The organism is Shewanella sp. VK101 (assembly GCF_056497865.1).
On the sequence record NZ_CM151402.1, the window covers coordinates 2,294,866 to 2,317,139 of the forward strand.

19 protein-coding genes and 1 tRNA gene are annotated in these 22,274 nt (G+C 52.0%); 13 read left to right on the forward strand and 7 right to left on the reverse strand.

Annotation, left to right across the window (positions count from 1 at the left end):
• The first annotated feature begins 16 nt into the window (after positions 1 to 16).
• Both ACSHSR_RS10455 and ACSHSR_RS10460 read left to right on the forward strand, forming a co-directional pair.
• Positions 17 to 107: transfer RNA gene (locus tag ACSHSR_RS10455), tRNA-Ser, on the forward strand.
• A gap of 452 nt (positions 108 to 559) precedes the next feature.
• Positions 560 to 2,236: an Hsp70 family protein gene (locus ACSHSR_RS10460; RefSeq protein WP_117200696.1), complete on the forward strand. Its 1,677-nt coding sequence runs from the start codon at positions 560 to 562 to the stop codon at positions 2,234 to 2,236.
• Here ACSHSR_RS10460 and ACSHSR_RS10465 read toward each other — a convergent pair.
• The 6 genes from ACSHSR_RS10465 to ACSHSR_RS10490 all read right to left on the reverse strand — a co-directional run bounded on the left by ACSHSR_RS10465 (position 2,230) and on the right by ACSHSR_RS10490 (position 10,331).
• Positions 2,230 to 5,181 carry a J domain-containing protein gene (locus ACSHSR_RS10465; RefSeq protein ID WP_144225282.1) on the reverse strand — a complete coding sequence of 984 codons (2,952 nt, stop codon included), beginning with the start codon at positions 5,179 to 5,181 and terminating at the stop codon, positions 2,230 to 2,232. The genes ACSHSR_RS10460 and ACSHSR_RS10465 overlap by 7 nt on opposite strands.
• 5 nt (positions 5,182 to 5,186) lie before the next feature.
• Positions 5,187 to 5,927 (reverse strand): DUF1266 domain-containing protein, encoded by a 741-nt coding sequence (locus ACSHSR_RS10470; RefSeq protein WP_117200699.1) that lies wholly within the window; start codon positions 5,925 to 5,927, stop codon positions 5,187 to 5,189.
• Between the two features lie 196 nt (positions 5,928 to 6,123).
• The gene (locus ACSHSR_RS10475) at positions 6,124 to 7,743 is read right to left on the reverse strand and encodes a PepSY-associated TM helix domain-containing protein (protein ID WP_144225281.1); all 1,620 of its coding nucleotides are present in this window, start codon (positions 7,741 to 7,743) and stop codon (positions 6,124 to 6,126) included.
• On the reverse strand, positions 7,744 to 8,031 hold the full coding sequence (locus ACSHSR_RS10480; protein ID WP_028779881.1) for a hypothetical protein: 288 nt from the start codon (positions 8,029 to 8,031) through the stop codon (positions 7,744 to 7,746).
• Positions 8,028 to 8,285: a hypothetical protein gene (locus tag ACSHSR_RS10485; RefSeq protein WP_044735810.1), complete on the reverse strand. Its 258-nt coding sequence runs from the start codon at positions 8,283 to 8,285 to the stop codon at positions 8,028 to 8,030. The genes ACSHSR_RS10480 and ACSHSR_RS10485 overlap by 4 nt, the downstream gene beginning before the upstream one ends.
• Positions 8,286 to 9,053: 768 nt before the next feature.
• Positions 9,054 to 10,331 (reverse strand): tyrosine-type recombinase/integrase, encoded by a 1,278-nt coding sequence (locus ACSHSR_RS10490; protein ID WP_208184780.1) that lies wholly within the window; start codon positions 10,329 to 10,331, stop codon positions 9,054 to 9,056.
• A 505-nt stretch (positions 10,332 to 10,836) separates the two neighbouring features.
• Between ACSHSR_RS10490 and ACSHSR_RS10495 the strand changes: the two genes are divergently transcribed.
• Positions 10,837 to 12,414: a DUF3369 domain-containing protein gene (locus ACSHSR_RS10495; RefSeq protein WP_208184749.1), complete on the forward strand. Its 1,578-nt coding sequence runs from the start codon at positions 10,837 to 10,839 to the stop codon at positions 12,412 to 12,414.
• Positions 12,415 to 12,546: 132 nt separating this feature from the next.
• Here ACSHSR_RS10495 and ACSHSR_RS10500 read toward each other — a convergent pair whose 3' ends face one another.
• Positions 12,547 to 13,008, reverse strand: a complete 462-nt coding sequence (locus ACSHSR_RS10500) for a hypothetical protein (RefSeq protein WP_221060986.1) — start codon at positions 13,006 to 13,008, stop codon at positions 12,547 to 12,549.
• A 265-nt stretch (positions 13,009 to 13,273) separates the two neighbouring features.
• Here ACSHSR_RS10500 and ccoN point away from each other — a divergent pair, with 265 nt between their 5' ends.
• The 10 genes from ccoN to uspE all read left to right on the forward strand — a co-directional run bounded on the left by ccoN (position 13,274) and on the right by uspE (position 22,220).
• Complete coding sequence (gene ccoN, locus ACSHSR_RS10505) at positions 13,274 to 14,710, forward strand: cytochrome-c oxidase, cbb3-type subunit I (RefSeq protein WP_028779894.1); 1,437 nt, start codon at positions 13,274 to 13,276, stop codon at positions 14,708 to 14,710.
• A gap of 12 nt (positions 14,711 to 14,722) precedes the next feature.
• Complete coding sequence (ccoO, locus tag ACSHSR_RS10510; protein WP_025010382.1) at positions 14,723 to 15,328, forward strand: cytochrome-c oxidase, cbb3-type subunit II; 606 nt, start codon at positions 14,723 to 14,725, stop codon at positions 15,326 to 15,328.
• A gap of 10 nt (positions 15,329 to 15,338) precedes the next feature.
• Positions 15,339 to 15,515: a CcoQ/FixQ family Cbb3-type cytochrome c oxidase assembly chaperone gene (locus tag ACSHSR_RS10515; protein ID WP_025010383.1), complete on the forward strand. Its 177-nt coding sequence runs from the start codon at positions 15,339 to 15,341 to the stop codon at positions 15,513 to 15,515.
• 5 nt (positions 15,516 to 15,520) lie between these two features.
• Positions 15,521 to 16,501 carry a cytochrome-c oxidase, cbb3-type subunit III gene (ccoP, locus tag ACSHSR_RS10520; RefSeq protein WP_025890018.1) on the forward strand — a complete coding sequence of 327 codons (981 nt, stop codon included), beginning with the start codon at positions 15,521 to 15,523 and terminating at the stop codon, positions 16,499 to 16,501.
• A 104-nt stretch (positions 16,502 to 16,605) separates the two neighbouring features.
• Complete coding sequence (locus ACSHSR_RS10525) at positions 16,606 to 17,085, forward strand: FixH family protein (RefSeq protein WP_025010384.1); 480 nt, start codon at positions 16,606 to 16,608, stop codon at positions 17,083 to 17,085.
• Between the two features lie 8 nt (positions 17,086 to 17,093).
• Complete coding sequence (locus ACSHSR_RS10530; RefSeq protein ID WP_129979670.1) at positions 17,094 to 19,490, forward strand: heavy metal translocating P-type ATPase; 2,397 nt, start codon at positions 17,094 to 17,096, stop codon at positions 19,488 to 19,490.
• The gene (gene ccoS / locus ACSHSR_RS10535; RefSeq protein WP_129979669.1) at positions 19,487 to 19,714 is read left to right on the forward strand and encodes a cbb3-type cytochrome oxidase assembly protein CcoS; all 228 of its coding nucleotides are present in this window, start codon (positions 19,487 to 19,489) and stop codon (positions 19,712 to 19,714) included. Before ACSHSR_RS10530 ends, ccoS begins: the two co-directional genes overlap by 4 nt.
• Positions 19,704 to 20,396, forward strand: a complete 693-nt coding sequence (locus ACSHSR_RS10540) for a sulfite exporter TauE/SafE family protein (RefSeq protein ID WP_129979668.1) — start codon at positions 19,704 to 19,706, stop codon at positions 20,394 to 20,396. Before ccoS ends, ACSHSR_RS10540 begins: the two co-directional genes overlap by 11 nt.
• 55 nt (positions 20,397 to 20,451) lie before the next feature.
• The gene (etrA, locus tag ACSHSR_RS10545) at positions 20,452 to 21,204 is read left to right on the forward strand and encodes an electron transport transcriptional regulator EtrA (protein ID WP_025010389.1); all 753 of its coding nucleotides are present in this window, start codon (positions 20,452 to 20,454) and stop codon (positions 21,202 to 21,204) included.
• 89 nt (positions 21,205 to 21,293) lie between these two features.
• Entirely contained in the window at positions 21,294 to 22,220 is a 927-nt protein-coding gene (gene uspE / locus ACSHSR_RS10550; protein ID WP_025010390.1) for a universal stress protein UspE, read from the forward strand.
• Positions 22,221 to 22,274: the final 54 nt, after the last annotated feature.

The window sequence follows — 22,274 nt, forward strand, 5'->3', positions numbered from 1 at the left end:
AGTATTTGCAGCGTTCGGAGGGGTGGCAGAGTGGTTGAATGCACCGGTCTTGAAAACCGGCATGGGTTTATAGCCCATCCAGGGTTCAAATCCCTGCTCCTCCGCCATATTCAGAGAAGCCCGCTTGTGCAAACAGGCGGGCTTTTTCGTATCTTAGTTTTGATATTGCTATTAGCCTGGTATAGGCGGTTAGAGGATGGTGGGTTTATGCGCCGTTATGCAGGATGCAGATTCCTGCTCCTTTGCCATATTCAAAGAGAACAGCTTTTGTAAACTGGCCGGTCTTTTCATGTCGGATCTCCATATCTATCCAACTTGGTCGTATTCATAAGACCGTTAGGCTTATCGCAGTTCTCAGCCTTATATCTTGGTTTTCCCACAAAGAACTCTATGGTATTACCCTGGTTGTCTGCATCTGGGACAGGTGGATAAATAATCCTTCGACTTTGTTGGTTTTTCAGTATTTAACTTGTTGCTTTGTCGAACTTTAGGCATAGTGTGGGCGCTGGAAATTCCCCCCGGCGAAGATGGATAAGCAGGAAAAGGAAGGAGTTAGGTGATGGATAAGCCTGAAGTACCCGCAATCGGCATAGATTTGGGCACCACCAACAGCGCCATTGCGCTTTGGCGCGATGGTAAGGTGCAGATGATCCCCAATGCCCTGGGAGAGGATTTAACCCCGTCGGTCGTCAGTATTGATGAGGATATGCACCTATTGGTTGGTCGTCCGGCCGCCGAACGTTTAATGACTCATCCACGTAATACTGCCGCCATATTCAAACGTTTTTTGGGTAGTGAGAAACGCTATCGCCTCGGTGGTCAGGAGTTCAGCTCCACTGAGCTTTGCGCCATCATACTCAGTACCCTCAAGGCCGATGCTGAAGCCTATCTTGGGCACGCCATTAAGCAAGTGGTGATTTCTGTGCCGGCTTACTTCAATGATCAGCAGCGCAAACAAGTGCATACGGCTGCCGAGCTGGCCGAGCTGGAAGCGGTACGCCTTATCAATGAACCCACTGCTGCCGCCATGGCTTACAGCTTACACGAGTCCCATAGCCGACGTTTCCTGGTGTTTGATATAGGTGGTGGTACCTTCGATGTCACCATTGTCGAGTTTCAGGATGGCATCATAGAAGTTCGCGCTTCGGCCGGTGATAACCGTCTCGGTGGTGAAGACTTCACTCAAGACCTGCTCGATGGCGTGTTGCAAAAGCTACAGCTGGAGCGTGAAAGCCAATCTCTCAAGTACCTCAGTCAGCTCTATTACGCTTGTGAAAATGCCAAGCGTTACAGTAATGGCCAGGGAACCCGGGTCTGTTTGAGCGGCGAGCAGAATATCAACCTCGAGTTCGACGGCCATGAGCTGGAAAAGATCTGGCAACAGACGCTGAACCGGCTGCGAAAACCGCTGAGCCAGGCACTTGCCGACGCCAGATTACAGCCTGAAGAGATAGATGAACTCATTTTGGTGGGTGGTGCCAGCCGTCAGCATCATGTAAAGCAGGTCGCTACCAGGTTACTGGGCCGCTTTGGCCGCCAGGAGCTGGATCCCGATCGGGTGGTGGCCATAGGCGCTGCCATTCAGGCCGCCTGTCGTTTGCGCGATGAAGCGGTAGAGGAGCTGATCCTCACCGATGTTTGTCCCTTCAGCCTGGGGATCCGGGTAGAGAGCAATGGCCAGTCCGGGGTGTTCAGTCCTATCATAGAACGCAACACTGTGGTGCCGGTATCGCTGGAGCAACGCTATTACGCCGGTCATGAAGAGCAAAGCCAGGTGTGTATCGCCATCTATCAGGGAGAGAGCCTTTGGGTTGCCAATAATCTGCACATTGACGATCTCGATATCGATATTCCAACCGGACAAGGGTTGCAGTCGGTGGATGTCAGATTCAGCTACGATATCAACGGCATGCTTGAAGTGGATGTCACCATCACCAGCACAGGAGAGGTACACCAGAAAGTGATAGATCGCAGCCCGACCGGGGTATCGGAAGACGATAGACAAGCCAGCAGGCAAAGGCTTGCCAGATTGAAAGTGCATCCCCGCGAGCAATTACCCAACCTCAACCTGACGGAAAAGCTACATCGCATGTATGAGGAATGCCTGGGAGGCGAGCGGCGTCAGATAGAACACTGGTTGCTGAGTTTTGAACAGGCTCTGGCCTCCCAGGATGAACACTATATTCGTGATGTGCGCCAGGCAATTCAAAATGCACTGGCGCACTGGGATCAATAAACAATTTCCTCCAGGGTAATTCTTCTGGGTTCTTTAAAACTCTTCGGCCAGCCGTGACGCATTGAAGACGCGGCTTGTGTGCCTGCGGCCGCCAGCAGGTGGCCAAGAAGCAGTGGCAGCGCCCACCAGAAGCTGTTACCCACCAAGGCCAACACTATGGCAAAGGTGCTCCACACCCCATAGTTGCGGGCGCCTTTAGATGTCTGGCGGGTACTGCAGATCCTGAATACCATAAACAGGTTAAAGGCCAGGAACACCAAGAGTTTTCCTTTATGAGCCTCGAGTTGCTGCACTATGGACATGGGGTCGAGCAGCGAGGCTGCGATGTCGGGATAGATGGGGAATACGAAAAAGCCGTGCAGTGCCACCAGTAGTGCCCAGACAAAAAGGCGCTTGCCGCTGTGCAGATTAAAGCGTTGCGGCGCTTTCTCTCGGTCGTCACTGATGACCTGGTTGAGCTTATCTTCCAGCAGTTGGCACAATAGCTTGGCGGTGTTTTGTCTGTCACCGGCAAGTTTTGGTTGCGACTTGTGAAAGTCCTCTACCAAGGTGCCATTAAACCCTGAACGTGAGATGTCATTGGCCAGCAAGGCTATGCAGTAACAGGCCGGATAGACATAGTCTTTGGCTTCTTTTTTCGCCGCACAGGCATCAATGGCTTCCGGATGGATGCCCCGTTCCCAATCATCATTCAGCAGACCATAGGCCAGGGTATTGTCGTCGTAATAATACTCTTCGAAATTGATATTTTGCTCTTTCAGCTGTCCCTGAAGCTTCTCCAGTTGTGGCGTGGTGACATAGCGCCAGCTATTACTGGCGTTGGGGTGATATCTCAGTGCCGCCCAGAGTATCAGGGTATTGTGTATATCGTCAGTGGTTTCAACCCTGCGATTGATCAAGGCACCGAGTGCCGTCAGTTGCTCGGCATCAATCTGTAGCCAGAGTTCTTCATCGCTTAAGCTTGATTGCGCCAAGCGCTCAACCTGGTTGCGCAGCTCTATGCAAAACACAAACTGCTTGGGCCAACGCATGACGGCTTCGGCAATCAGCGGCGAGATGCTTTGCGGATCCGCACACATCTGCCAAGCCAAGGCAAAGGGAGTGTCCTTGATTGGCTGCGGCAACTGCGTCACTGAAAGTGCCTGACGCATCGCCAAGCGATGGCTGATTTTGCTCCATGGCAATGAATAGTAGAACTCTGCCCACTCCAGGGCGATATCCGGTTGAGAACTTTGCTCCTTGGCGGCTTGCTCGCCGTTTTCAGCGTCCGATGAATGCTCAAATGCCGACAGCAATGGCTGACGTACCCCCTCACGTTGCCAGATCAGCATGCCAAACAGGCTGGGATCTTCCGTCAGCTGTGACAGCCATTCTTCGGCTTCGGCTCTTTGACACAAGGCCTGCAGCCAGCTATCCGGCAGCAGGGGATAGCGCTGGCCAACTTGCAGCCACTCCTCGGGCGTGGGTTGGCTGAAGGCCTGGGCATCGGGCGCAGGCATAGTAAACCAGTTGGGCTGGCCATAACCTGCCGCCAGCGCTTCAAACACGGCATGCTTGGGTCTATTGGCGAGGATCTCTGTCGCAATGCCGCAAAGTAACTCGCCGAGATAATGCCAACCGGCTTCCACGCGATCGCAAGCCGGCAATTGAGCGAGCTGTTCAATCTGTTGCCAACTGCCCAGCTGACATGCCCAGAACAATCTCGCCAACGCGCCTTCATAACCGGGCAAGGACTTCAGCGGCAATATGGTGTGGGGCATAGCGCCTTCGTTGAATACAGTCTTGTACAGCAGTTGCTCGATGAAATCCGCCTCTTGGGGTTCATCAAACCAGCACTCTTCAAAGGCGGCCGATATTCGCCAGTTCCCGCCTTGCTGACAGGCCAATGCCTTAAACCAAAGTGCCAAACGCGGCGTGCTCGGCAGATACCATTTTTCCAGATGTTCGGCCAATAGCTGAGGCAGCTCGGCTTGCTTGAGCTCATCGGCGAGTTTGAGTGCTAAGGATTCCTTACCGCAGCGGCGGCTGATCTCGGCCAGCAGCACCAAATCTTCGCCCCAGAGTTCGCCTTGCTGCAACACAAAGTCACATAACTCAAGCAACTGTTCCACGGGCCAATTCAGGTTTAACGCCCTGATAACCCTGAGTTGGACAATCGCAAGCGCAGGGTGCAGCACGCCGCAGACATGACCGCTAAAGAACAATATGCGGATCTGGGGGAAATCACAGTCAAGCAGTGCATTTTGCAATGGTTGGTAGTAGCTTTGGATGGCGATTTGAGTCGCATTATCCTGCGTCGCCAACCAGTCCAGCGGCGCAGGGCTCGGCCGCGAAATCCACCAATCGAAAAAAGCCGCTCTTTGTTGCTGCGCCTTATCGCCCCGCTCAAGTGAGCTCCACTCCAGTGCATGCCACAAATGACTGATAATTTGTCCTGGCAGCCAGCGCCAATTGAGTATCTCCGCCTGAACCCACTGCGACAGCTGGGCTTGGCAGGAAAGAGAGCTTTGGCCGACACGCTCGGCCCACTGATACCAGTGTTCATTGTCAAAGCGCAGGCGCTCATTGCCCAACATGCTCATCAGCTGCTGGAACAGACTCTCCGGGGTTTCAACCTGGGCTTTGGCAGCTGTTTGCTGGGCCCGGTAGCTGTAATCTTGCTGCTGCGATTCTTGTTGTGGCTGATATTGTGTCTCTTGCTGCGACTCCTGTTGCGGCAATGGTTGTGCCTTGGCCGCTGCGGGCGAGGGCGTTTTCAGCTCCAGTGGTTTGGCCTGGGTTGCCGGGCGGGCCGCAGCCAAGGCTTGCTCGTAGGCGCTGCGCAGTGCTCTGAAGCCTTCCGGGTTATCCTCCGGGTGACAGTCGCGGAGCTGGGTGCGGTAAGCCTGCTTGATGGCTGCTTCATCTTGGGTGGCGGTGATACCGAGTATTTGCCAGATATCCATGGCGACTAATCCTGTGTTTGGTTGAGAAGATCGAGCAGGCTTTGCGGGGCGCTAAGTTGCGGCAATTCCATGTCCCAGTCGCATTGATGAATGGGGTTATCCTTGTCACTGATAGCGCGGCGATAGTCTATCCGTTGTCGTCTGGCTATCCAGCCATTGAGCAATGCCTCTGCGGCCTCTTCTGTGTCCGGCTCGTTGATTAAAAACATCCATATCGCACGGCCGGCAAACCAGGCTTGGGTATATTGCTCCCAAGAGCGGTAAAAATAGCGGCTCTTGGCTGCGATAAAACTGTGGAGAAAATCGAACTCTTCCTGGCTGACCCAACCCAAGCGCAATCCTTCCCGGGTGAGATAAGAGGCGCGCCCGAAATCATAGGCACGGGTGCCGCCGAGGCCGAGGATGGAATAAGTCGCGGCGACATAGCGCATTTCGGCCTGCCTACGCGGGGATTGCTCTAAATCAATAAGATATCGCCAGTTCAAGCTGGTACCACAGGCATATTGACTGTAATCACTGGCCAGATAATGACCATGGGTGCCGTCGTTAACCAGACTGGCAATCTGCTGATGAAGGGATAATCTATCGGTAATACCCCAGTCTTCTTCCAGTGTATTGGGTTCTTCGAGCCCGGCATGCAGGGAAGTAGGGTTAAGATAACCTCTGGCCTGGGTTTGGAAACTGATCTGTGGCGAGGTGAGTGTAAGCCACCAGATCTGATGGAGAGACAACGTATTGGTGGACATTCCAGCTCCTTGGTTTTCTTCCATAAAAATCAGCGGCTACTATAAAAGCCGTTGGCAGATTAAGCAATAATGGCGCCGGGCAATGGCGATTCTGTTGTGCAACTTGTGAGCTCGATGGCATGACTTGCAAAGCAAAGCCCCGCGAACGGGGCTTTGTGGAATGATTCAAACTAACAGCTTAAGACTGAACGCTGGTTTACAGCGCCGCAATAGGCTGTTTTTGCGGCATGGCCCAGATACTGTCAGCCGGCCCCTGGGTCGCTCGTTTAAAGGTTTTGAGCGCGCCAAAGGCAAAGATGGCGGCAAAACCGAATGCGGTGAGATCCACCGCCCAGGTGCCTGGGGTCTCCGGTGCCCAAATTCCAAGACCGGGTGCCAGCAACGCCAGGATGGATGTCAGCGGCATTGCCAGACAGACCAGCGCCGATAGCGCTTGCAGTGTTACCGCGGCTCTGGCAGCACCACGCCAGAAAGCATAAGTCAGGGCGATAAGGAAACTGGCGTAGTAGCTCCACAGATAGAGATGATTGATATTTTCTACATGAGCATATCCCCATTTACCCAGCAACATGGCCAGCGCAACACCTAACATTGAACCCAAGCAAATTCCTACAGTAGCGGCTCCAAGGATCCTGACTCTTCTCGGTTGCTCTGGAATGGGCTCCCCCTTGCGCTGTTTGCTGCGGCGCTTTTCCAGCCATAGCAGATTACCGCTGTAAAACAGCATGGCACCACTCATCCCGAGGAAAAAGTAGAGCCAGCGCCCGGGATAGCCGCCGTAGGAGCCAAAGTGAAGTCCAAAGAATACCGAAACCATCCGGCCCCAAACGCCTTCGTCCCCCGGAGTAAAGGTGCTGTTGCCCACCTCAAGGGTGTAGGGGTTCATATAAAGGAAGTCTCCTATCGGGCCGCGCATCAACGCTTCTTCGTTATACATGGCCATCCGGACCATGGGAGCCGGAGTATCCATGCCCATATAGGTCAAACTGAGAGCCTGATAACCGGGCGCGAAGCTTTCGGCCCGAGAAACCAGTTCGGTCACCGGGGGCAGGGTGCTCAGTGAGCGCACTTCGCCCTTGGGCGCTTCGCGGTTGAACATCGGCTTATCGCCATAAACAAACTGCCCCAAGGCGCCGTACAATTGATCGTGAAAGACAAACACCACCACGGTCAAACTGATAATGATATGAAATGGCAGTGCTGTGATGCCAAGCAGATTGTGGCTGTCGAGCCAAAAACGATTGGGACCTTTCTTGCGCCTTAAGGCAAACAACGTTTTCACCAGAGTTGGCAGCAGGAAGATCACCCCGGAAACCAACGCCAGAAAATAGAGAATGCCGGCAACCCCCATAAAATAAGCACCGAGCTGCTCGTGTCCCATATCACCGGGAATACCGCCGGTGCGGTGCAGCTCATCTATCAAGCGTGCCAGTTGGCTCTTGGGTTCCTTATGGGAGATGAGCTCACCTTGATTGCTTAAACTGGCATGCCAAAGCTCATCGCCCAGACCCCATTGCCGCTCACTGCCGGAGGCGTACCAACTCAAAGGCGAATGCTTGTCGCTGGCAAGATGAAGGCTGAAGCCCTTACTTAACTCAGGGTGTTGCGCTCTGGCTTCGCTGAGTAGTTGGTCCATCTGTTCCAGTTTCACCTGTGGCAAAATGGTTTGCGGTGGTGATGACCAGGCGGCAATCTCTTCCTTGAACATGGTCAGGGCGCCGGCATAAAAACCGATAAACAGTAAAATCCCGGCGAGTATGCCCACCCAGGTATGAAGTGTTTGATAAATTCTGAGAATATCGCTGCGGATCTGCATTTACTTAACCCACCATAGTAGCAGCCATGCAAGCACGTTGGCCGCCATTAGCCAGAAAATGGCGCGGCGGGCACTGTAGAACAAATAGCTGAAGCTGAAGAATGAAAGCCAGAGTGGCGCTATCAGCCACATATTGAATTGCACCTTATCTTTGGCATCTATTCCACCAGGCCCCACCCAGGCAAAGATACCACTGAGAGCCACTGCCAGGGCAAAGCCCAGCAAGGCGCCGGCAAGGGTTTTCCCCAGCCAGTCAGGGCGGATTTTATCTTTCTTAATTGTTGTCATCTGTTGTCTCCCTTGAGCAGGGAAATAAAGGGCAGGGAGCCCAGCAGCATGGAAAGTAGCATTAGCCAAAAAAACAACGCGGCCGAGGCCGTCAACAGTAAACCCCAGCCGAGCAGAGCCAGCAGCAGTAATAAAGTGCCCAGCAGTTTGGCCTGCCAGGGCAAAGGTTTGGCAAGCAATGCCTGGTGTTTACTGCCTAAATAGATAAGCAGTGAACCCAGGGTCATCGTCAGGATCAACAGGAGGTACCACATGAGTTGCGATGTCCGAAGAATTGGTTTGATAAAGAATCGCAACATAGCACAAGTATTAAATCTATTAAATGATATTTATTCCTATTTACAATTAGGGCCAACTTAAATACAAGTTACTGATATCAATGATTAACTCTATTCAAACCTATGAACAGTTTATGTGTTGCTTCACATAAATCTGAGGAAATGAGACCGCGGATGTAATCCAGGTGTGATCCCGGAAAGGAGGCAAAGCTGCAACGTAAAGAAACATTTCATTTTTGATTGACAGCCGTTTTTTAAAGACCGTGTATTGAATTCTTGGATGTCTTTCTCTGCTCAAGGTGTTGTAATCACTGCAATTATCGGGGAAATTTCGAGTCAAAATTGCAGACCCGACACTTTACAAAAGATAGACACAGTCGCGGCTAATCTAGGCTAGGGTCATTTGGAAAAACCATTAGATGGAGCAATTGGAATCGACGGCAAGCACATTTTGCTGTGGTTACTGCCGCCAACAGCTTGGAGTAATCGCAATCGGAGTAATACGATGGAGCAAACAACATCAGAGAGATCGACTCAATTCAGGAAGTTCTTGGAAAACGCAAACCGATCCACGATGAAAGGAGCATGCATATGTACGTAAGCCTTATCAGAATCAATTTAACATAATATACATTGTGCGCATCTGTATGTGCAGCTATTTGAAATCTGGAGAGTTATTACCGGTAATCAGGTTTAAGGCAACTTCCTCCGTGACTTTAAACCTCTACTAATAGTTTTCTTGGATTAACTCTCAATTCCTTGCAGTCTATCCAATGGTTTGGCGGATGCACTCTGGTGCCTTTCTTCCTGACTGGTGTGCAGATACTGCGACGTGGTGTCTATGCTTTCATGACCGGCGTCCGCCTGCACATGGGATAAAGGCCGAGCATTGAGATTGATGTCATGAGTGATACCTGTATGACGAATACTGTGCGCAGTAAGCTGTCGCATTTCATTGGCTTCCTGGATAAAGCCATCTTTCTCGGCATCATCGGCGGCGCAGTTTATCAGAAACTGAATTTCATCCCGCAGTTGACGTATGCCGAGGTTGGCATTGAGCACGCCACTTTCCCGACCTCGGCCGGCGGCGCGATGCCGTATAAACAGCGGCGTGGTTTCATTGGATTGTGGATAGTCACTCAATCCCAAATGGCGCCGGTAACTTTGCAGTGATTGCAGCAACGCTTTGGATACCGCCACGTTTCTGGCCTTGCCGCCTTTACTCCTGGGAATATGAAAATACCAAATGCCGCTGTGATTATGGCGCTTGAATTGACTCATGGTTGGCGCATAACCGGCACGAGCGGCAATTTCCGAGATCCGCAGATAACAGCCGTACATCAGGTTAATCAAGAACAGACTGCGTTGATGTTGTGCCGGCTCGGCTTCAGCCAGGCGCTGCACGCAAGCAACAAGATAAGACCATTGCAGCTCACTGAACACCTTGAGTTGCTCTTCGGCAGGATCCAACCTGAACTTACTCTTATTGGCAAAGCGACTGTGATTGAGCCAGAGCTGCGCCGGGTTGCGCTCACAATACTCTTCGCTCATAAGATAAGTATAAAATGATGAAAGTATGGCTATTTTTGTCTTCAAGGCATTATCGCTCAGGCTGTATGGCAAGGGTTTGCCGAGCGCCTTGCGACCAATAAACGGCCGCCAGTTGGGATTGGGTTCCCGACTCTGATTGAACTTATCCGTCTTGAATTGCGGGACGTTGAAATAACCCACTAACTCTGTTGGTGGTGCCTGGCAATAAGCCACGTAACGTCCCATTTCCCGTCGGCCCACATTGGCGGCGGATATGCCTGCGACATCGAAACACCAGTGAAAAAAGGTTGTCAACTCGCTGCGGTACGCCTTGTAGTTGTTTTCACTGTCTCTTTGTTCGTAAAGCCAGTCTGTTGCATGCTCAAGCAAGAGGCCGGCATCGGCCACTTTACCCAGGCTTAATTGGGTAATATAGTTGTTGACCACAGGGTTACCCTGCAAAAGCAAGTCTGCGCTGTCAAACAGCGGCATGGCAGATAACGCTTGATAGTCTTCCAAGGTAAAACCTATTCTATAGCAATGATTACTATAGATTTTACTCTTTTTTGACTGATGCCGATAATGTTATTTATCGGCACTAATCCCAGTCTCACATTGGCTGCACTGACGGTCGCAATGGACTCTTTGCTTACAGCACCAAAGGCACAATTGCCAAACCTGCTTTTTGGATTGGCTGTCGAGACAACGAAAATCCGCCGCACATAATTCGCCCTTGTGGATCAACTCAGCCAGTTTGCCGACGGGTATCGCCATGCAAACTTCCTGATCGGTTTTATACGATATTGTTTTGCTTTTGGTTTCCATTCTGTCACCCACTTAATGAGAATAATTCTCAATATAGTAGATCCTGGCGCTGCTGAAAATCCCCCTATACCGGCCGTTGTCAAATTTGTGAGCTATTGCTAGCCCTTCTCGATGCTTGGACTACACTTTTGAAAGGTAAATCAAAACTATTCAATTGATTGGAGTCCGACAGATGCTGATCGACATGGCCAAGAAAGGCCCGCTATTTGGCTCAAAGAAAGCTTCAACAACGACAGATACCCTGCCCCCCTGGAAAGTTCTGGTGGTGGATGATGAGCCTGATGTGCACACAGTCACTAAACTTGCCCTCTCCCGCTTCAAACTCGACGGCCGCGGATTGAGCTTTATCAACGCTTATAGCGGCGAACAAGCCAAAGAGCTACTGCAAGGTGAAGAAGATGTCGCCGTCGCCTTTATTGATGTGGTGATGGAAAGCGATCATGCCGGGCTTGAGTTGGTGCGGTGGATCCGTGAAAACCAACAAAATAAAGCCATCAGGCTGATTCTGCGTACCGGTCAACCCGGGCAGGCGCCGGAAGAGGATGTGATAGTTAACTATGACATCAATGACTATAAAGCCAAGGCCGAGTTGGACTCCCGTAAGCTGACAACCAGTGTCTACTCTGCCCTGCGCTCTTTCAGGGACATTACCGAAATTGAGCAGGCGCGGCAGATGCAGCTCAATCATCGCCAGGGACTGGAGCGGGTTTTGGAGGCCACTTCCGGCCTGTTTGAATTGCGTACCCTGCACAAATTTGCTGATGGCTTGCTGACCCAGGTGGCCAACTTGCTTGAGCTCAAAGACGCCACCACCATACTCGGCTGCAATGCCATGGATGCGGTAACGGAGCCGGGTAACGGCAACAAAATTCAGATATTGGCCGCCACTGGTGAGTTTACCAACCACCATGAGAAACCCTTGCCTTCTAATATTCAGTCGCTGATGGAAGAAGCCTTGAAAGAGCAGCGTTGTCTTTATCGGGATGATTGCTTTGTGGGCTACTTTCCGGCCCAAAATAACTGGGTCAACCTGCTTTATATGGATTCGGTCAGCCAGTTGACCGATCTGGATAAACAGCTTATCGACATTTTTGCCATCAATGTCGGGGTGGCGTTCGAAAACCTGCTGCTGAATCAGGAAGTGGAAGATACTCAGTCGGAGCTTATTTTACGTCTCGGTGATGTAGTGGAGAGCCGCTCCAAGGAAGCGGCCAATCACGTGAAGCGTATGGCCGAGTATTGCCATGAACTGGCGCTGCTTGCCGGCCTGCCGGAAACGCAGGCCGATCTGCTCAAGCGCGCTGCGCCCATGCATGACATAGGGAAAATTGCCATTCCCGACAATGTGCTGCTCAAACCGGGGAAACTGGACGATATTGAGTGGGATGTGATGCGGCAACACCCGATAATCGGCCATCAGATCCTGGCTAATTCAGAGCGGCTCATTCTAAAGGCCGCCGGCACAATCGCCCTGCAACACCATGAGAAGTACGATGGCAGTGGCTATCCCAGGGGCCTCTCGGGTAAAGAGATACATCCCTTCGCCAGAATCGTTGCCATTGCCGATGTGTTCGATGCCCTGTCACACGCCCGCTGCTATAAGCCAGCCTGGCCGCTCGATGAGGTACTGAGCGAGATGCAGTCCTACAGCGGCAGCCATTTTGACCCGGACTTTCTAAGGCTGTTTATTGATAACATAGATATCTTTATCAAAATAAAAAACAATTGGCGCGATGACGCCGAGCCTTAAGCTGTTTGCACACCGGGGGAATGGTTCTGCATAGCGAAAATTGAGATGCGAGCCATTTGAGCAGGCTCGCGGTATACGAGATTTTTAGTCTTGCAGAGGTTTTCAGGCAAAATGTCCGATTTCAACTTATGGCTATTTCTGCTTATGGCTGTCGGCGAGAAAGTCGAACCAAGTTGAGTACTGCTCTGTGCCCTGCTGCCAACTGACAAACACCCGCCATACCATATAACCACTGCTGCAGGAGCCGAAAATCAGTTGGCCCTCGAATGTTTCCCCTTCGGTGGCAGACGGCGTCATAGGAATGACTCCCATAAACATATCCCTGCCCTCGACACGAAGTTTGAGATTGGATACCGGGCGATTAAAGCCAAGCTGCCAGTGAATAGGCTTTTCGCTGGGGGCAAAGCTTGGGTTTAGCATCAGGGAGATCTGCTGCTCACCCAATTTTTTAACACAATCGGTAACGGAAAAATCACATAAATCGAGATCTGCGCCAGTTTGGGTCGTCCGGGGAGTTTGAGCTTGGTCACAACCCAGGAGCAAAAGTAGGCTGAAAACGGCGCCAAATAGCTTGGGGAGAGTAGCACTATGCATAAAATTTCACCTTATGCTGCAAGGTGTTAACATTCTATGGTCAAGTTTGATCTGGATCAACAATGTGTCCGGCAGATTGGTATCTTTTTTGACGTAGCTCAAGTATCATTGCATCGCCTGACGTTTTGTCACAAATATGCAGGCTAAGCCATTGACACAAGAGTGTGACTCTCATAGGGGACGCCTTCACTCGAGTCATTTTATAACAGGTAAAGGCCAGTCCTTTACTGAACAACAAGTAAAAGTAATAAGCAGTGGAAGCAATATGATGAACCATTCCCAGCCAACAGGCGCTGATTACAATTACACCGTTGTCCGCCAATTTGCCTTAACCACAGTTTTGTGGGGCATTATTGGTATGTCATTAGGTGTACTTATCGCGGCTCAGTTAATCTGGCCACAGCTGAACTTTGAGACTCCTTGGTTAACTTTCAGTCGTTTAAGACCGTTACATACCAATGCTGTGATCTTTGCGTTCGGCACATCAGCCCTTTTCGCCACATCCTATTATGTCGTTCAACGCACCTGTCAGACCCGTCTGTTTGCACCTAAACTGGCTGCATTCACCTTCTGGGGATGGCAAGCCATCATTCTCTCGGCCGTAATCACTTTGCCGCTGGGTATCACCAGCAGTAAAGAATACGCCGAACTGGAATGGCCTATTGATATCGCCATCGCCGTAGTCTGGATCGCTTATGCGACCGTGTTCTTCGGTACCATTATCAAACGAACCACTTCCCACATCTATGTGGCCAACTGGTTCTTTGGCGCCTTCATTATCACAGTCGCCGTACTCCACATAGTGAACTCCATGGCTGTTCCTGTCAGCCTGTGGAAGTCTTATTCACTGTATAGCGGTGCTGTCGATGCCATGGTGCAATGGTGGTACGGTCATAACGCGGTAGGCTTCCTGCTGACTGCCGGTTTCCTCGGAATGATGTATTACTTCGTTCCCAAGCAAGCCGGGCGTCCTGTTTACTCTTATCGTCTGTCGATTGTCCACTTCTGGGCACTGATTGCCCTGTATATCTGGGCCGGTCCTCACCATCTGCATTACACTGCCCTGCCCGACTGGACTCAGTCTCTGGGTATGGTGATGTCACTGATCCTGTTCGCTCCTTCATGGGGCGGTATGATCAACGGTATCATGACCCTGTCCGGTGCCTGGCATAAACTGCGTACCGATCCGGTTCTGCGCTTCCTGGTGGTATCTCTGTCCTTCTACGGTATGTCTACCTTCGAAGGTCCTATGATGGCCATCAAGACAGTAAACGCTCTGTCTCACTACACCGACTGGACCATTGGTCACGTTCACTCTGGTGCACTTGGCTGGGTTGCCATGGTGTCTATCGGTTCTCTGTACCACCTGATCCCTGTGCTGTTTGGTCATGGCCGCATGTACTCCACCAAGCTGGTGAACCTGCACTTCTGGCTGGCGACTATCGGTACCGTACTTTATATCGTTGCCATGTGGATCTCCGGTGTAATGCAAGGTCTGATGTGGCGCGCAGTGAACGCAGACGGCACCCTGACTTACAGCTTTGTTGAAAGTCTGGAAGCCTCTTATCCGTTCTACTTCGTCCGCTTCCTGGGTGGTTGTTTCTTCGTAACGGGTATGCTGATCATGGCTTACAACGTGCTGCGCACTGTTTATGCCCCTAAAGACTCTCTGCCTGCCATCGCAGAAGCCAAAGCCGCATAAGGAGCAGTAACGATGAAATTCAATCATGAAATAGTTGAGAAGAACGTCGGCCTGCTGGGTATCTTCACTGTGATTGCCATCAGTATTGGTGGCCTGGTGCAGATCACGCCGCTTATCTTCCAAAAAGATACCACTGAGCCGGTTGCCGGTCTCAAGCCTTACACAGCCCTGCAGCTGGAAGGCCGTGATATCTATATCCGTGAAGGATGTAACAACTGTCACAGCCAGATGATCCGTCCGCTGCGTGCCGAAACCGAACGTTACGGTCACTACTCGGTTGCCGGTGAGTCGGTTTGGGATCACCCCTTCCTGTGGGGTTCCAAGCGTACCGGTCCCGACTTGGCCCGTGTGGGTGGTCGTTACAGTGATAAATGGCATGAAGTTCACCTGATCGATCCCCGTGCCGTTGTTCCTCAGTCCAACATGCCTGCCTTCCCTTGGCTTGCTGAAAACACCCTTACAGGTGAATACACAGCCAAGAAAATGGAAGTGATGCGTGGTTTTGGTGTGCCATACGAAGATAAAGATATCGAAGGCGCCCAAAAAGCCGTTGAAGGCAAGACAGAACTGCAGGCGCTGATAGCCTATCTGCAGTCGCTGGGACACGCACTGAAATAAGGAGGCAAATATGGACTACGGCACAATGCAAGGGATTATTACGCTGGTTTTGATCCTGGTTTTTGTCGGGATATTTGCTTGGGCATATAGCTCGCGTCGTCAAAAGCAATTCGACGAAGCAGCTAATCTGGTGTTTTCCGATGAGGAACAACACCAGAATGCGAAGGACTCAGGAGAACACAAATAATGTTAATGAGTAACTTCTGGAGTATCTGGATCACCGTACTCAGCTTACTGGTGATCGCAGGATGTTTTATTCTGCTACGGCTCTGCTCCAAAAACACCACGCCGGAGATTAAAGAAGGCGACCTGATGGACCACAGCTATGATGGTATTCAGGAGATCAATAACCCACTGCCTAAGTGGTGGAGCTATCTCTTTTATATCACCATCGTCTTTGGTCTGCTCTACCTGGTGCTCTACCCTGGCCTGGGTAACTACAAAGGCCTGCTTGGCTGGAGCAGTTCCAACCAGAGCATAGGCACCGAAAAAGGCATCAAGGCCGACTCCGCCAAGGCGATTGCTGACGCAACGGAAGAAGGCCGTTGGGTTCAGTACGATCAGGAAGTGAAGCTGGCCGATGAAAAGTACGGCCCTATCTTCGAAGCTTACAAAGCAACGCCACTGGCCGAGCTGGTCAAGAACGAAGAAGCCCTGAAAGTCGGTGGCCGTCTGTTCCTGCAGAACTGTGCCCAGTGTCACGGCTCAGCTGGTCGCGGTGGCAAAGGCTTCCCCAACCTGACCGACGGTGACTGGTTGTACGGCGGCGAGCTGGAAACTATCAAGACCACCATAATGAACGGTCGTCACGGTATGATGCCGCCTAAAGGTGGTCTGCCTATCGATGACAGCGAAATTGCTGGTCTGGCTGAATACGTAGTGAGCCTGTCCGGTCGTGAACATGATGCCGCGTTGGCCGCCAAGGGCCAAGGTTCATTCATGAAGGGCTGTTTTGCCTGTCACGGTATGGATGCCAAAGGTAACAAGCTGATGGGCGCCCCTAACCTGACCGACAATGTCTGGCTTTACGGCGGCAGCCGTGGCGTGATTATGGAATCCATCAAGAACGGCCGCAGCGGTGTTATGCCGGCGTGGAAAGACGTTCTCGGTGAAGAGAAAGTTCACGTTATTGCAGCTTACGTATATAGCTTGTCACATCAGGCTGAGAAGTAAGTTCGTTTGACTTTTCAAAGGCCTCGATAATTTCGGGGCCTTTGTTTTTAAAAAACCACTTTCGCGATAGAATAGCCGCCCAAATAGAATAGTAGGTAAACAGTATGAGCGCTCCACAAGCCTGGTATAAGCAGTTCTGGCCTTGGTTTCTTATCGTTTTGCCCATGTGCGCCGTTATAGCCAGTTTTGCCACTCTGCGTATTGCCCTCACCAACTCCGATTCCCTGGTTGCCGATGACTACTACAAAAACGGCAAGGCAATTAACCAGGACATCCACAAAATTCAATATGCCCGTCAATTGGGAATGCAATTTTCCCTTGAATGGCACAATGGCGAACTTCTGATAACCCAGCACGGCGGCCCAGAGTATCTGGCGGCACTGAACCTGGAGTTTTACCACCCTACTCTGGCAGAAAAGGATTTTACCCAAATGCTGACTGCCGATGCCTCCAAGGTGTATCGCTATATTCCCAATGAGTCGCTAGATGGCGCCTGGGTTGTACGAGTCGAAGGATTTGACCGTAAATGGCGTTTGCAGCAAAGACTGCAGATAGAAGCGGATAAAACCTACTGGCTCAATTGAGTGCTGTCATGACACATACAGTCTGTTTTCATTGTGGGGAGCCTGTCACCACGGGCATGCAGTTCAGTACAGTGATTGATGGTCAGGCTCAGCCTATGTGTTGCCTTGGATGTCAGGCTGTGGCTCAGGCCATCATGGATGCCGGGCTGACCAATTACTATAAATTTCGCTCCGAACCCGGCAGCAGGCAAAACGCCCTGGTGCCGGATGAGCTCAAGACCTTCAGTGCCTACGACCTTCCCGAAGTGCAACAGGACTTTGTGCACGATCAGGGCAATCAAACCTCGGTCTCGCTATCGATTGACGGCATTACCTGTGCCGCCTGCGCCTGGCTCATCGAGCACAAAGTCAAGCAGTTGCCCGGCATAGTCTCGGTGCAGGTCAACTCTACCACTCAACGAGCCCTCATCAGTTGGCGCCCGGCCGACATCAAACTGTCTGAAATACTCAATCAAATCGGCCGCATCGGCTATCAGGCGGCACCTTACCAGCTGGATGATCAGGAAGTTCAGAGTAAAAAGAACAGCCGTAAGTTTCTGCTGAGGCTTGGCTTGGCGGGCTTTGCCACCATGCAGGTGATGATGTTCGCCCTGGCGCTGTACGCCGGTTACTTTACCGGGCTTGAGGTGGAATATCGCGACTATTTCCGCTGGGTGAGCATGATGTTTGCCGCTCCTGTGGTGTTCTACTCGGCGCAGCCTTTCTATTTCAGTGCCCTGCGGGCCCTGCTCGCCGGCAGGCTCAATATGGACGTGTCTGTCTCCATTGCCATCTGCGGCGCCTATATCGCCAGTTGTATCGCGACAGTGCAAGGCACAGGCGAAGTCTATTTCGAGTCTGTGTCCATGTTCACCTTCTTCCTGCTGCTTGGGCGCTATTTTGAGCAGGCTGCGCGGCAAAAAGCCTCAGTCAGTTCGAGTAACCTGCATAAGTTGGTGCCCTTGACCGCCCAGCGTATCGGGGATGATGGCAGCAGCGAAGAGATCCCCGCCAAGCGCTTGCAAATAGGCGATCTGGTGCTTGTGCGCCCAGGGGAAGTGATCCCCGCCGACGGCTTGGTAGAGCAAGGCCATTCCGCCGTCAACGAGGCCATGCTCACCGGTGAGCAGATGCCACAGAGCAAACTACCGGGAGCTCAGGTTTATGCCGGTACCATCAACCAGGATCAACCGCTTAAAGTACGGGTGAACGCCATAGGCCAGGACCAACTGGTGGCAGAGATCATCCGTTTGCAAGAACTGGCCTCCAATAATAAGCCAGCCGTCGCCATGACGGCCGACAAGCTGTCGCGCTATTTCTCCGGCACCATACTCAGCATCGCAGCCATCACTTATCTGGTATGGCACCAGTTCTCGCCCGAAGACGCCTTCTGGGTCACTCTATCTGTGTTGGTGGCTACCTGCCCCTGTGCGCTGGCCTTGGCAACCCCGACGGCTGTGACCTGCGCCACTGCGCTGTTCACCCGCCTGGGGGTGATTACCCGTAAAGCGGGAGTGTTTGAAAAGTTGCCGCAAATTGATGCCGTGGTCTTTGACAAGACAGGTACCCTTACCTGCGGCAATCTGACCTTGCTGGAAACCCGCATCACCAAAGGCCGTGAGGCTGAGTATAGCGAGTTGCAGGTGCAACAAGTGGCGGCAGCGCTTGAAGCCGGTTCACTGCACCCGATAGCCCTGGCCTTTAGCCCTTATGCCGGCACACTCGAAGCCAACGAGGTGCATCATCAGGTGGCTCGCGGCATCAGCGGCAAGATCAACGGTCGCGATTTTAAGATAGGCAACGGCGAGTTTGTTGGTATTGAGCTCGCCCCCAGTGAACAGCAGCAAGTGTTCCTCGCCGATGAGCAAGGCTTGGTGGCCAGTTTTATTTTGCAGGACAGGCTGAGGGAAGACGCCAAGGATACGGTCGAGGCACTCAAGGCAAACAATATCCGTCTGGCGATTGCCAGCGGTGATACCCGGCCCCATGTGGAATCCCTGGCCCGGCAAGTGGGCATAGCGGAAGTGCACGCAGACATGAGCCCGGCAGATAAACTCGATTATGTACGCCGTTTGCAACAACAACATAAGGTGGCCATGTTCGGCGACGGCATCAATGATGCCCCTGTGCTTGCCGGCGCCGATCTCTCTATCGCCATGGGCAGTGGCACTGCGCTGGCGAAAAACAGCGCCGATCTGATTTTGCTTGGCGATCATCTATGGCGTTTTACTCAAGCCATAGCGGTTGCCCGTAAAGCCAATCGTATCATTCGCCAAAATCTTGCCTGGGCTTTGGGATATAACCTTCTTATACTGCCTCTGGCCGTTACAGGCCATGTCGCACCATATATCGCCGCCATCGGCATGTCGGCCAGTTCGCTGATCGTTGTCAGCAACAGCCTCAGACTTCTCAGGGTTCGCTTATGAGTATTATCTACGTACTAATCCCCATCGCCATGCTGTTTGTGCTGATTGCTGTTGGTGTCTTCTTCTGGGCGGTAAAATCGGATCAATTTGACGATCTCGAGCGCCACAGTGTGTCGATTCTGTTTGATGAGGAACCTTTGGACAACAAGGCGCAACAGGAGCAATCTCAAACGGCTGAAACTGAAGTCACTCCAGCGCCTCAGGATAGAGGCAATGGAATATAACCTCACCGGCGCCTTTTTGGTGGGCCTGATGGGAGCCGGACACTGCTTTGGTATGTGCGGCGGTTTGGTGGGCGCCTTTTCCAGCCAGCTTCCAGCTGCCCGTCGAGGCCAGAATCCGTTGGCGCAACAACTCTCGTTTCTGCTTCCCTATAACCTTGGTCGTATTCTCAGTTACAGCCTGGCCGGCGCTTTGGTGGGCGGTTCTGCCGCCGGGCTTGGCATGCTGTTTGATATCGATATCTACCTCTTGGTGCTCAGGCTCATTGCCGGTGTGATGATGATCGCCATGGGCCTCTATATTGCCCGCATCTGGGCCGGTTTGGTGCAGATTGAGCGTCTTGGTCAGGGATTGTGGCGTTTACTTAAGCCATTGTCCCAAAAAGTGTTACCTGTGACTCATCCCGGGCAAGCTTTGGTGGCCGGCATGGTTTGGGGCTGGCTGCCCTGTGGCCTGGTATACAGTACTCTCACCTGGGCAGTGGCCAGTGGCAGTGCCGGCCAGGGCGCGCTAATCATGCTTTGTTTCGGTTTGGGAACATTACCTGCCTTGCTCAGCGCCGGAGTAGCCGCCAAGGCGATGGCCGACTGGGCTCAAAAGCGCGCCGTACGCTTGATTGCCGGTTTACTTCTGGTTGGCTTCGGGATCCAAACACTCTATATCGCCCTGGCTCAGCTTGACTAGCCGGGGTCGGTGAATTGGTTTAACATGGGAAGAGTCGCTTTACTTGAGAAAGACTATGACAATAGACAATAACAAGCATCGTCGCCCTGCTGCCGGGGGCTGTACCATTCATTGTCATGATTGCAGCATGGGGACCTTATGTATTCCCTTTACGCTCAACACCAATGAGTTGGATCAGCTTGACAATATTATCGAGCGCAAGAAACCCATTCAGAAGGGTGAACAGTTGTTCAAGTCCGGAGATCCGCTGAAATCTCTGTATGCTATCCGCTCCGGAACCATTAAAAGCTATACCATCACAGAACAGGGCGATGAGCAGATCACCGGCTTCCACCTGGCCGGTGATGTCATAGGCTTTGACGGTATCCATGCCCAATCACACCAGAGTTTTGCCCAGGCCCTGGAAACCTCTATGGTCTGTGAAATCCCCTTCAATACTTTGGACGAACTCTCCGGCACCATGCCCAAACTCAGGCAGCAGATCATGCGCCTGATGAGTAATGAAATCATGAGTGACCAAGGGATGATCCTGCTGCTCAGCAAAAAGAATGCCGAAGAGCGCCTGGCGGCCTTCATCAGTAACCTAGCAGCCCGATTCGGTAGCCGCGGCTTCTCCCCCAGGGAATTTCGCCTCACCATGACCCGTGGTGATATAGGCAACTATCTTGGCCTGACGGTGGAAACTATCAGCCGTTTGCTGGGACGGTTCCAAAAGGCCGGACTGATTGAAGTAAAAGGAAAATATATCACTATACTGGATCTTGAAGAGCTCGACAGGCTGGCAGGAGCCGCCCGGATAGCAAGATAGCAAGCGATTCAATATATTGATCTCAAGCAATACAAATCACAGCCAATATCGCATGATATAGGTATATCCTGCGGAATAAGGAAAAAGCCATGAGGGATTATCAAAAGCTATTGGTCGTAGTCGACCCTACATCGGAAAAACAGCCTGCCCTTGCCCGCGCGGTGGAACTCGCCACACGCAGCAAGGCCAAGATCACTGTCTTTCTGTCTATCTTTGATTTCTCCTATGAAATGACCTCTATTCTTTCCAATCAGGAACGTGAGGCCATGCGTCAGGGGGTTATCAATCAACGTAAAGCCTGGATTGCCGATCTGCTCAAGCCGCATCAGCAAGCCGGACTCGAGATGGACAGCGAAGTACTGTGGCATAACCGCCCCTTCGAGAGCATCATCAACTTTGCCATTCAGGGAGAGTACGACCTGATAGTCAAAGGCACCCATGAGCACGACAAACTCAAGGCCGTTATTTTCACCCCCACCGACTGGCACTTGTTGCGTAAGGCTCCAGTGCCTGTATTGCTGGTAAAACAGCATGACTGGCCGGTGAAAGGCAAAATTCTCTGCGCCGTCAACGTTGCCTCTGAAGATGAGGAGCATCAATCCCTGAACGGCAAGATCATTGAACATGCCCAGGAATTGGCGGCCAAGTTCGATGCCGAGGTGCACCTTGTCAACGGTTATCCCGGAACTCCGGTCAACCTGGCGATTGAATTGCCGGACTTTGATGCCCACACCTACAACGAAACCATTCGCATGCAGCATGAGCAGCGGGTCAATTATCTGGCCAACAGTTACGGGGTCGATACCGCCCACTGCCACGTGAAAGAAGGTTTACCTGAGGATGTTATCCCTGAGCTGGCGGAGCAACTGGACGCCGAGCTGGTCGTTCTCGGTACTGTGGGTCGTACCGGTTTCTCTGCCGCGCTTATCGGCAACACGGCAGAACATGTGATAGATTCGGTCAACTGCGATCTGCTGGCGGTAAAACCCGACGGTTATAAGTCGCCTCTGGCCTGAGTCGCCCCTTTACCCGACCGGCTTTAGCTGGAATAATACGCGCCCTGAACCATA

Bases quoted from the DNA above. Each gene is read 5' to 3' on its own strand.
- ACSHSR_RS10460 (WP_117200696.1), top strand. From the start codon at position 560: ATGGATAAGCCTGAAGTACCCGCAATCGGCATAGATTTGGGCACCACC.
- ACSHSR_RS10465 (WP_144225282.1), bottom strand. From the start codon at position 5,181: ATGGATATCTGGCAAATACTCGGTATCACCGCCACCCAAGATGAAGCA.
- ACSHSR_RS10470 (WP_117200699.1), bottom strand. From the start codon at position 5,927: ATGTCCACCAATACGTTGTCTCTCCATCAGATCTGGTGGCTTACACTC.
- ACSHSR_RS10475 (WP_144225281.1), bottom strand. From the start codon at position 7,743: ATGCAGATCCGCAGCGATATTCTCAGAATTTATCAAACACTTCATACC.
- ACSHSR_RS10480 (WP_028779881.1), bottom strand. From the start codon at position 8,031: ATGACAACAATTAAGAAAGATAAAATCCGCCCTGACTGGCTGGGGAAA.
- ACSHSR_RS10485 (WP_044735810.1), bottom strand. From the start codon at position 8,285: ATGTGGTACCTCCTGTTGATCCTGACGATGACCCTGGGTTCACTGCTT.
- ACSHSR_RS10490 (WP_208184780.1), bottom strand. From the start codon at position 10,331: ATGCCGCTGTTTGACAGCGCAGACTTGCTTTTGCAGGGTAACCCTGTG.
- ACSHSR_RS10495 (WP_208184749.1), top strand. From the start codon at position 10,837: ATGCTGATCGACATGGCCAAGAAAGGCCCGCTATTTGGCTCAAAGAAA.
- ACSHSR_RS10500 (WP_221060986.1), bottom strand. From the start codon at position 13,008: ATGCATAGTGCTACTCTCCCCAAGCTATTTGGCGCCGTTTTCAGCCTA.
- ccoN (WP_028779894.1), top strand. From the start codon at position 13,274: ATGATGAACCATTCCCAGCCAACAGGCGCTGATTACAATTACACCGTT.
- ccoO (WP_025010382.1), top strand. From the start codon at position 14,723: ATGAAATTCAATCATGAAATAGTTGAGAAGAACGTCGGCCTGCTGGGT.
- ACSHSR_RS10515 (WP_025010383.1), top strand. From the start codon at position 15,339: ATGGACTACGGCACAATGCAAGGGATTATTACGCTGGTTTTGATCCTG.
- ccoP (WP_025890018.1), top strand. From the start codon at position 15,521: ATGAGTAACTTCTGGAGTATCTGGATCACCGTACTCAGCTTACTGGTG.
- ACSHSR_RS10525 (WP_025010384.1), top strand. From the start codon at position 16,606: ATGAGCGCTCCACAAGCCTGGTATAAGCAGTTCTGGCCTTGGTTTCTT.
- ACSHSR_RS10530 (WP_129979670.1), top strand. From the start codon at position 17,094: ATGACACATACAGTCTGTTTTCATTGTGGGGAGCCTGTCACCACGGGC.
- ccoS (WP_129979669.1), top strand. From the start codon at position 19,487: ATGAGTATTATCTACGTACTAATCCCCATCGCCATGCTGTTTGTGCTG.
- ACSHSR_RS10540 (WP_129979668.1), top strand. From the start codon at position 19,704: ATGGAATATAACCTCACCGGCGCCTTTTTGGTGGGCCTGATGGGAGCC.
- etrA (WP_025010389.1), top strand. From the start codon at position 20,452: ATGACAATAGACAATAACAAGCATCGTCGCCCTGCTGCCGGGGGCTGT.
- uspE (WP_025010390.1), top strand. From the start codon at position 21,294: ATGAGGGATTATCAAAAGCTATTGGTCGTAGTCGACCCTACATCGGAA.